Origin of the sequence: Caballeronia sp., assembly GCF_049581465.1 — a bacterium.
Classification (GTDB): domain Bacteria; phylum Pseudomonadota; class Gammaproteobacteria; order Burkholderiales; family Burkholderiaceae; genus Caballeronia.
Window position 1 is genome coordinate 1 of the sequence record NZ_JBAUSA010000489.1, and the last position, 4710, is coordinate 4710.

The following is a 4710-nucleotide window of genomic DNA, read 5'->3' on the forward strand; positions in this document are numbered from 1 at the left end:
TGGCGCCGGGTTTCGGCGTTCGACCGCAGCAAGCTGATGCGCCGCGCTGCTCAAAACCTTCGGGACCGCGCCGAGGAAATCGCCGCAATCATGACAATGGAGCAGGGCAAGCCGCTGGCGGAATCGCGCGGTGAAGTGCTGGGCGCTGCCGACACGATCGACTGGTTCGCAGAAGAAGCGCGCCGCACGTATGGCCGCGTGATTCCGTCGCGCGCTGAAAACGTGCGCCAGATCGTGACGCGCGAGCCGGTTGGCCCGGTCGCCGCGTTCACGCCGTGGAACTTCCCGATCAACCAGGCCGTGCGCAAGGTATCGGCGGCGTTGGCGGCAGGCTGCTCGTTCGTGCTGAAAGGACCGGAAGAAACGCCAGCGAGCTGCGCTGCGCTGGTCCAGGCTTATGTCGATGCCGGCTTGCCCGCCGGCGCGCTGAACCTCGTGTTCGGTGTTCCCGCCGATGTCTCGGAGTACCTGATCGCGCATCCGTCGATCCGCAAGATCTCGTTCACGGGTTCGACGGCCGTCGGCAAGTTGCTGGCCGCCTTGGCCGGGGAGCACATGAAGCGCGCCACGATGGAGCTTGGCGGTCACGCTCCGGCGCTCGTTTTCGCCGACGCCGACATTCCTCGCGCCGCCAAGCTTCTGGCCTCAGCCAAGTTCCGCAACGCCGGCCAGGTCTGCATTTCGCCGACGCGGTTTATCGTCGAGGAGTCCGCTTACGAGGAATTCTCCGCGGCTTTCGTCGCAGCGACGCAGAAGATCAAGGTCGGCAACGGCCTGGAAGAAGGCGTGACAATGGGCGCGCTGGCCAACGGCCGCCGGCTCGAAGCGATGGAACGGCTGGTGGCGGATGCCGTCGAGAAGGGCGCCCGGGTATTGACGGGTGGCGAACGCATTGGCCGTGAGGGGTACTTCTTCGCCCCGACCGTGCTCGCTGACGTACCGTTGTCATCGCGGATCATGACCGAAGAACCGTTCGGTCCGATCGCGCCGATCACGACCTTCAAGTCCTATGACGAAGCGATCGCCGAAGCGAACCGCTTGCCGTACGGGTTATCGGCCTACGCGTACACGCGTTCCAGCGCGACCTCCGCGGCGGTTGCCGCCGACATAGAAAGTGGCATGGTATCGATCAATCACCACGGGCTGGCGCTTCCGGAAACGCCGTTCGGCGGCGTCAAGGATTCCGGCTACGGCTCGGAAGGCGGCAGTGAAGCGATGGAAGCGTATCTCGTGACGAAGTTTGTGAGCGAGCATCGTTGAAGCGCAGCGGCACAGCGCGGCGAAGCCGCGTCGTGCCGCTTTTATTCGAACGGGTTGACCAGTCTCACGCCCGTCGAAGCGAAATCTTTTACGTTGCGCGTTGCTACCGTCAGATCATGAATCAGCGCGGTAGCGGCAATCAGCTTGTCGAGTTCGTTTTCCGGATGCGGCACCCGCAGACGTCCCCACAACTGCGCAACGTCCTCGTCAATCCCGATGACGTTCAGCGCGAAATCATTGAGTAACGTCGTCATCCAGGCTTCCAGCAGCGTGGTCTGCGCGTCGTCACCCCGATGCCTGATCAATTCCAGTCCCCGTCTCAATTCGCCTATTGTCACAACGGACAAATGCATCCCCGAATGGTGTTTTTCGGCTTGCCTGAAAAACTTGCGAACGCCTTGGTTGGTTCGGTCGCCCTTGCGCAGCTCGCTAATTACATTCGTATCAATCAAATACACGCGGTGCCTCGCTGGAACTCTGAACCCGCTCGAAATCAGCGTCTTCACCGACATTCGGCATGCTGGCCAGCACCTCCGTGAAACTGCGTTTTTTGGGTCGGCTCAGTGCCTGCGCAAGAATCTCGCGATGCTCTGCCTCAGCACTGCGCCCATGGGCGGCGGCTTGCTCGCGCAGACTTTGCACCAGCGATTCGTCAAGCCCTCGTACAAGAAGATTAGCCATTGCGACCTCCATCTGAATGATAGCAATGTTAGCACGGTATTTTAATTTAGCTAGCATTGATAGCATGTCGCATCGAAAACCCGCGAAAAAAAACCCGGCCGAAGCCGGGTTCAACGCAACCGCGCCCTGATCTCATTAGAGCGCGGTCACCTGCAAAACAGTTCTACCACTACAACCCGCGGCTTACGCCGCGAGCAGCGAGCGCAGCACGAACGGCAGGATCCCGCCGTGCTTGTAGTAATCCACTTCGATCGGCGTATCAATACGCAGCAACACCGCAACGCGCTGCTCGCTGCCATCCTTGCGATGGATCACGAGCGTCACTTCCTGCTGCGGCTTGATATCGGCGGAAAGACCTTCCAGGTCGAACGTTTCCTCGCCCGTGATGTTCAATGTCTGGACGCTGTCCGACCCCTTGAACTGCAGCGGTAACACGCCCATGCCAACCAGGTTCGAGCGGTGAATCCGTTCGAAACTGCGTGCGACGACCAGCTTCACGCCGAGCAATTGCGTGCCCTTCGCGGCCCAATCGCGCGACGACCCCGTACCGTATTCCTCACCCGCGAACACGATGGTCGGCGTGCCTTGCTCCACATACTTCATCGCGGCATCGTAAATCGACATTTCTTCGCCGCTCGGCTGGAATATCGTCACGCCGCCTTCCACGCGCGTGCCGTCGGCTGTCAACGGGATCATCAGGTTCTTGATCCGCACGTTGGCAAACGTGCCGCGCATCATCACGTCGTGGTTGCCCCGACGCGAGCCATAGCTGTTGAAGTCGGCTTTCTGCACGCCGTTCGCCTTGAGCCACACGCCCGCCGGCGAGCTTTCCTTGATGTTGCCAGCCGGGCTGATGTGGTCGGTCGTGACCGAGTCCCCGAAGATGCCCAGCGGACGCGCGCCCTTGACCGGCGGAATGCTGTCGGCCGGGGTCATCGAAAAGTTGTCGCCAAAGAACGGCGGCTCGGCGATGTACGTCGACTTCGGCCAGTCATAGACCTGACCTTCCTCGCCCGCGATCTTGCTCCACAAGTCACCGGGCTTCGTGAGCTCGGCGTAGTTCTTGCGGAACGCGTCAGCGTCGAGCGCGTACTTCAGCAGATCGTTGACTTCGTCGCTCGTCGGCCAGATGTCGCCGAGGAACACATCCTTGCCGTTCTTGCCCTTGCCAACCGGTTCCGTCATCAGGTCGACGGTCATGTTGCCGGCGATGGCATACGCCACGACCAGCGGCGGCGAAGCCAGGAAGTTCGCGCGGATGTTCGGGTGAATGCGCGCTTCGAAGTTGCGGTTGCCCGAGAGCACGGCGGCCGCCACGATGTCGTTCTTCGTGATGGCGTCGTTCAGTTCCGGCGTCAGGTCGCCCGCATTGCCGATACACGTCGTGCAGCCGTAGGCGGCCAGCGTGAAGCCGAGCTGGTCGAGATAGGTCAGCAGGTTGGTCTTGGTCAGGTACTCGGTCACGATCCGGGATCCCGGCGCGAGCGACGTCTTGATGTGCGGCGCCACGGTGAGGCCGGCTTCCACCGCCTTCTTCGCGAGCAGGCCGGCGGCGAGCAAGACGCTCGGGTTCGACGTGTTCGTGCACGACGTGATGGCGGCGATCAGGATGTCGCCGTTCTTCACGTCGACCTTGTTCGTCGTCGTGTATTGCTTGCCCAGGTCGGCGGCCTTCTTGCCGAAACCGTTGTCGCTGACAGCCTTCGAGAACAGTTCGGTGAAGTTCGACTTCACGTTGCCGATTTCGATGCGATCCTGCGGACGCTTCGGACCCGCCAGCGACGGCGCTACCGTGCCGAGGTCGAGCGTGACCGTCTTCGTGTAGTCGATCTCGCCGGATTTCGGCACACCGAACAGGTTCTGCGCGCGGAAATAATTTTCGAACGCGGAGATTTCAGCGTCCGTGCGGCCCGTGCCCTTGAAGTAGCCGATGGTCTTTTCATCGACAGGGAAAAAGCCCATGGTCGCGCCGTACTCGGGAGCCATGTTGCCGATGGTCGCCCGGTCCGGCAGCGACAGCGACGTCGTGCCTTCGCCGAAGAACTCGACGAACTTGCCGACGACCTTCTCCTTGCGCAGCATTTCCGTGATGGTCAGCACCAGGTCGGTCGCCGTCACGCCTTCGCGAATCTTGCCCTTCAGCTCGACGCCCACCACATCCGGCGTCAGGAAATACACCGGCTGGCCGAGCATGCCCGCTTCCGCTTCGATACCGCCCACGCCCCAGCCCACCACGCCGATGCCATTGATCATGGTCGTGTGGCTGTCCGTGCCGACGAGCGTATCCGGGTAATACACGGTGTCGCCTTCAATCGCCTTCTTGTGGACGCCGCGCGCGAGATACTCCAGGTTCACCTGGTGCACGATGCCGACGCCCGGGGGCACGACCTTGAATGTATCGAAGGCTTGCATGCCCCACTTCATGAACTGGTAGCGCTCGTTATTGCGCTGGAATTCCAGTTTCATGTTCAGGTCGAGCGCGTTTTCCTGGCGGAAGTAGTCGATCTGGACCGAGTGATCCACCACGAGATCGACCGGCACGAGCGGCTCGATGGCCTTCGGGTCCTTGCCCGCGCGCTTGGCGACACCGCGCATGGCAGCGATGTCGGCGAGCAGCGGCACGCCGGTAAAGTCTTGCAATACGACACGCGCGACGACGAACGGAATCTCGTCCGTGCGTTCGGCGACCGGCTTCCAGCTAGCCAGTTGCTTGATGTGTTCCTCGCCGATTTTCTTGCCATCGTAATTGCGCAGTACGGATTCCAGCAC

The 4710-nt window shown here is 61.5% G+C and carries 4 protein-coding genes; 1 reads left to right on the forward strand and 3 read right to left on the reverse strand.

Annotation, left to right across the window (positions count from 1 at the left end):
• The coding region (locus tag WCA53_RS11960) for an NAD-dependent succinate-semialdehyde dehydrogenase (RefSeq protein ID WP_423909794.1) at nt 1–1260 on the forward strand (1260 nt) is incomplete at its 5' end.
• A 41-nt stretch (nt 1261–1301) separates the two neighbouring features.
• Here WCA53_RS11960 and WCA53_RS11965 read toward each other — a convergent pair.
• The 3 genes from WCA53_RS11965 to acnA all read right to left on the reverse strand — a co-directional run.
• Nucleotides 1302–1718 carry a type II toxin-antitoxin system VapC family toxin gene (locus WCA53_RS11965; protein WP_423909797.1) on the reverse strand — a complete coding sequence of 139 codons (417 nt, stop codon included), beginning with the start codon at nt 1716–1718 and terminating at the stop codon, nt 1302–1304.
• Nucleotides 1705–1941: a FitA-like ribbon-helix-helix domain-containing protein gene (locus WCA53_RS11970; RefSeq protein WP_423909803.1), complete on the reverse strand. Its 237-nt coding sequence runs from the start codon at nt 1939–1941 to the stop codon at nt 1705–1707. The genes WCA53_RS11965 and WCA53_RS11970 overlap by 14 nt, the downstream gene beginning before the upstream one ends.
• A gap of 183 nt (nt 1942–2124) precedes the next feature.
• Nucleotides 2125–4710 (reverse strand): aconitate hydratase AcnA (gene acnA / locus WCA53_RS11975; protein WP_423909800.1); only part of this gene is annotated, 2586 nt, incomplete at its 5' end.